This is a genomic window from Arsenophonus endosymbiont of Bemisia tabaci Q2 (genome assembly GCF_902713415.1).
Taxonomy (GTDB): domain Bacteria; phylum Pseudomonadota; class Gammaproteobacteria; order Enterobacterales; family Enterobacteriaceae; genus Arsenophonus.
Genome location: NZ_CACTIE010000065.1, coordinates 1 through 3,877, shown reverse-complemented (window position 1 = coordinate 3,877; position 3,877 = coordinate 1). Strand labels below are relative to the sequence as shown.

At 37.1% G+C, this 3,877-nt stretch carries 2 protein-coding genes and 1 pseudogene; 1 reads left to right on the top strand and 2 read right to left on the bottom strand.

Features of this window, described 5'->3' with window-relative positions:
* The first annotated feature begins 344 nt into the window (after positions 1 to 344).
* Positions 345 to 1,723 (top strand): annotated as a pseudogene (locus tag ARSQ2_RS03815) (APC family permease).
* 106 nt (positions 1,724 to 1,829) lie between these two features.
* On the opposite strand, the gene sbcB reads toward ARSQ2_RS03815, so the two are convergent.
* Together sbcB and ARSQ2_RS03805 are read right to left on the bottom strand one after the other, a co-directional pair.
* The gene (gene sbcB, locus ARSQ2_RS03810; protein WP_181994417.1) at positions 1,830 to 3,257 is read right to left on the bottom strand and encodes an exodeoxyribonuclease I; all 1,428 of its coding nucleotides are present in this window, start codon (positions 3,255 to 3,257) and stop codon (positions 1,830 to 1,832) included.
* A 423-nt stretch (positions 3,258 to 3,680) separates the two neighbouring features.
* The coding region (locus tag ARSQ2_RS03805) for a hypothetical protein (protein WP_181994416.1) at positions 3,681 to 3,877 on the bottom strand (197 nt) is incomplete at its 5' end.

Genomic DNA, 3,877 nt, shown 5'->3' with positions numbered 1-3,877 from the left:
CTGTTTATCTGTAAGCTGATTTATTTAATTTTATATGAGGCCGGAAACCTGGCCGAAGTTGATAAAACTGTTAGAAAAAACGTGTAGTCAAACCAAAGCAGACTATCGTAGTGAAGAATGCTATTATGGCGTAATTATCTATTTTTGCACCTGTGCCAATGGGTCATGGTTTCTGTATTATTGATGACTACGGGGCGTTCGGCTTCGAAGATAACTTAATTCTCTCATTATTCTCTCATTTCTCTTTTTTCTCAGCCTATAGGCGTGAGCGAAGTTTTTCTTATAACTATCGATTTAGGCAAAATAGCCAGGCGAAATCGGAAGTTGTAGGAGGGGTTTTGGCCATGTCTCATGATATCCAATTAGCTCTCAGTAAAGAATATACCGAGATAAATAATCGTGCGCAACTGGTTAAGACATTAACTTTAATCCAGGTTATCATGATGGGGCTGGCTTATTTGCAGCCAATGACGGTTTTTGACACTTTTGGTTTAGTGTTATTAAAAACTGATGAGTATGTTCCTTCTTCTTATATCATTGCTTTGATTGCTATTCTTTTTACTGGATTGAATTATGGTAAATTGGTAAAACGATTTCCTTCGGCGGGATCGGCCTATACCTATGCACAAAAATCGATGAGCCCACATTTAGGTTTTATGGTGGGATGGTCATCTTTGCTTGATTATTTATTCATGCCGATGATTAATATACTGTTAGCGAAAATTTATCTGGAAGCTATTTTTCCCTCTGTTGCGCCCTGTATTTTTGTGGTCGGATTAGTTTTTTGATGACTATTTTAAATCTACGGGGTATCAATTTAGTCGCTAACTTAAATACCATTATTGTGATTATTTAAATCGCTGTTATGCTAGTTTTTTTAGCTGTTTTGATCCATGAATTATCTAAAAGCGAAGGTTCTGGTCAGATTTGGTCATGGCGACCTTTTACCTCCGAAAAGGCGCATTTAATTCCGATGATCACCGGGGAGACGATTTTATGTTTTTCATTTCTCGGCTTTGATGGCATCAGTTCATTATCGGAAGAAACACGAAATGCAGAAAAAGTAATACCAAAGGCGATTTTCTTGACGCCCTTGATTGGTGGTTTGATTTTTATTGGCGTTTCTTATTTTTTTTTACAGCTGTATTTTCCTGATGTTTCGCATTTTAAAAAACCTGATGAATTGCAACCTGAAATTATGCTATATGTTGCTCGTGCACTTTTTCAGTCGATTATTTTGCTTTTCTCGTATGCAACCGTATTAGCATCAGGTATGGCTGCCCATACAGGAGTTTCTCGTCTCATGTATGTGATGGGACGAGATGGCGTATTTCCTGAGCGTTTTTTTGGTTATGTTCATCCAACATGGCGAACCCCAGCTTTTAATGTCATTTTAGTTGGCATGCTGGCGTTAACGGCAATTTGGTTTGATATGGAAATTGCCACAGCATTGATTAATTTTGGTGCATTAATTGCTTTTACCTTTGTTAATCTTTCGGTTATTTAGCAATTTTATTTTAGAGAGCGTCGCTGTCATACTTGTCGGGATAAATTTAATTACTTAATTCTACCTATTATGAGTGCTTTAACCGTATCAGTGCTTTGGATCAATTTAGAGAAAACTTCCATGCTATTAGGGATATAGGCAGCGGTTGGGATTTTTTATATGGCAATTATCACCCGCCGTTTTCGTCGGCCATTACCAAAAATGAATGACGCTTAGTGATCGCAAATTTTACCGCTATCGACGGTTTCACCACAGCAAAGGCCAATTATTTGGCCTTTGCTATATTAGCTAACCCGTTTTTGTATGTTATGACGAAACCCAATTAACTGGCTATCTGTTTGGCATAATCTACCAGTGCCTTTAGTTGCAGGCACTTTTCTTTATCTTCTTGATGTTCAATAAATAATTGCTCGATAGTTTGCAGATATTCGGTTATTTTCTCGCTGGTCAATCTATTGCGTCGGTGATGTAACCAGGCAAGCTGTTCTTGTTCTGTCAGTGTAGCCGGATAGTTCCTGGCACGGTAACGAAAAAATAGTTGCTTCATGCGGGGATCGTCAAATTTGAGCTCCAATGCGGGCAAATTTTGCGGTAAAGTTTGACGGATAATAGCCATTGTTAAACGATCATTATCACCAAAAAAACCGGCATAAAGCTTAGTATCTACATCAGTTTCTTCAGGAAAGGGTTGCGGTTCGCTAAAAAGCTGAATAACTTTATCCCGCACTTCACTATGTTGTCGCAATATGGCTAAATTATTCAGACAGACATCGAGATCTAGTGCTATACGTTGTGCATCTGCTGTCCGCAGTGTGTTGGCCGGAGCCAGAATTGGACATTTATTAATATGTATCAGTTTAATAGGAATGGCTAATTCACGGGCTAACTCTGCTTTGGGTGCGTATAAACGTTGCTTTAGAGTATCACTATCTAATGTTAACAGTGGGCCAATGTCTGCTGCTAGATCACAGGCAATAATGGCATTACGGTTTTCGGGATGCCAGGCCAGTGGTGCAATTAGACTGGTATTAGCTCGTATTGCGCCCAACATGCCGGAAACATGCACTAACGGGGTCATGGCAATAATATCAATCAATTGACGAATTTCATTTTTATTTCTTAATTGAAAGAAGTAATCGAATATCCTTGGCTGTGCTTTCTTAACTAATTTTGCCATTTCGATAGTAGCAAAAACGTCGGCCATTGCATCATGAGCATTTGCATGCTCAATACCGTTTGCAGTGGTCAGATGTTCTAATTTGAAACTAGGTAGTCCTTCATCATTGCTAGGCCAGTTAATGCCATCAGGTCGTAGCGCATAGCAAGCGCGTAACACATCAAGTAAATCCCAACGTGAATTACCTTGCTGCCAACTATAAGCATAAGGATCATAAAAATTACGATAGAAAATATGACGAGTCACTTCATCATCAAATCGAATATTGTTGTAACCGACAATACAACTATTGGCTATGCTAAATATTCCATGAATACGTCTAGCAAATTCAGATTCATTTATGCCATGAGCTATTGCATATTGGGGGGTAATACCCGTTATCATTACGGCTTGAAGTTGAGGGAGATAGTCATCGGCAGGGGCACAGTAAAAAATTTGTGGCTCTTCGATAATATTAAAATTTGAGTCGGTTCTGATGCTGGCAAATTGTGCGGGTCGATCGAGAGCAGGATGCTGCCCAAATGTTTCATAATCGTGAAACAGAAATGAGGATTTTTGTTTATTGGCCAAAATATTTTCCCAATTTTTATGTAGCGTAATATTTTGTTTAATAATATTAAAATATTCCAATCTGACAATGAATGTTTTTTTACTCTCTGTATTAACTTATTTTTAATGACTGATTGATGAGTCCAGCAGAAATGAATTTTGTATTTTAAATTATCCTTAATCGCAATAATACGCCGTTAATGGATACTTAAGCTGAATGTCATTATTATGCAATGAATTATCATAGTATTAGTGCTAACTTTGAAAATTTCACTTATTTATCATTTTTTGTTTAACTAAATTTAGGTTATTAATAACACAAAATTAATAAAGACAGAGCAAAAGCGTCATTATCAGTGCAAAGATAATAAAACAGAGTAAAAATCTTAGAAATTGGCTTGTGTCATTAAGTTAATCGCCGTATCGTGTAGTTTATATCTAAGCGACTTAATTTTGATTACACCATATTAAGTGCGAACAAAATATCTGTGTCGCCTCCGAGCGCTCTTTTTTTGCATTTAGCTTGTGCCTATTTATGTTTAATTGAATTAAGATCTGGCGAATAGGTAGGCAAATATAGCTGGGCGACTTTAAAATGATTACAAGTAATGACTCTATATCAGTAAATTTATATTGGAGAAAAA